Source organism: Tistrella bauzanensis (genome assembly GCF_014636235.1).
Classification (GTDB): Bacteria; Pseudomonadota; Alphaproteobacteria; order Tistrellales; family Tistrellaceae; genus Tistrella; species Tistrella bauzanensis.
Genome location: NZ_BMDZ01000187.1, coordinates 1 through 1,148, shown reverse-complemented (window position 1 = coordinate 1,148; position 1,148 = coordinate 1). Strand labels below are relative to the sequence as shown.

Below are 1,148 nucleotides of genomic sequence, written 5' to 3'. Positions count from 1 at the left end.
TCAGCCCGCTGCCTGCGGTCCTGGCGCGTGGCGATGAACAGCTCGCATTCCTCGGTCTGGCTCGCCGCGTTCTCCTCCGACCAGTAGCCGGCATCCGCCGCCGCGGCCCCGAGCACTTCATCCTCGCCCAGCAGCAGTTCGACCATGGCCTGCGCCTTGGTGAGCATCGGCTGCAGCTGCTGAACGTCATTCGCCTCGGTGGTGACCTCGGTCGCCAGGATGATCTGCTGCGGCGTCACCACGGCCTGGGCGTTGTAGCCCTGCACCCAGCCCCGGCGCGTCTTCATGATGCCGCTGTCCGGGTCGGTCGGGTTCGCCACACGCTCAGGATCGACGCTCCCTGCCGCGGGCTTCGGCTTGCGCCCACGCCGACGCTTCTTGCTGCTCTGCTCCTCGGCAGCGCGGGCATCGATCTTCGCCTGCTGGCGCGCCGCGGCGACCTCAGCCTGGCTCTCCAGCTTCGCCTTGCAGGCCCGCAGCCGCGCCAGGCGTTCCTCGCGCCGCGACAGCGCCCGCGGCAATCCTTCCCGCCCCTCCGGGCCGAACTGCCGATCCTCGCGTTGGTCCACGCTCTCCGCCTCGGCCAACATGCGCGTGACCTGCTCGTCGATCGTCGCCGCGCTGCGGTTCGCATCGAGCGAGGCGTTGGCCTTCACCTTGGTGCCGTCCAGCACCACCAGGCCGAGCCGGATCAGGCCGGCATCCCGGCACATCCGCAGCACGGTCGCGAACACCGCCGGCAACCTGTCGATGTGGCGCCGGCGGAACCGCGCGATCACCGTATGGTCGGGCACATGCTCGCAGACGATGTATCGGTAGCCGGCGTCCCGGCGGCAGAGACGTTCGATCGCCCGGCTCGACTTCACCCCGTGGCTGTAGGCGTAGATCAGCAGGGTCAGCAGCATCGATGGCGCGAAGGGCGCCTGGCCCACGCCGCCGACCCGATGCTTTGCCTCGTACTTCGAGAGGTCCATCAGCGACACCGCGTCCAGGACGAGGTGCACGATGTCATCCTGCGGCAGCCAATCCTGCATATCCGGCGGGAGCAGGAACCCCTGACGGCGTTCGGGCCTGCGGAAATCTCGTGCCATGCCTTACCTCGCTGCGGTGGGCTCCAGAGAATCAGGCGCCGGCCGCAGGCTCAAGGG

1 protein-coding gene is annotated in these 1,148 nt (G+C 69.2%); it reads right to left on the bottom strand.

All coding sequences use genetic code 11. The features are described from left to right. Positions 1-1,091: transposase (locus tag IEW15_RS25500; protein WP_188583357.1), on the bottom strand; the 1,091-nt coding region annotated here is incomplete at its 3' end. Positions 1,092-1,148: the final 57 nt, after the last annotated feature.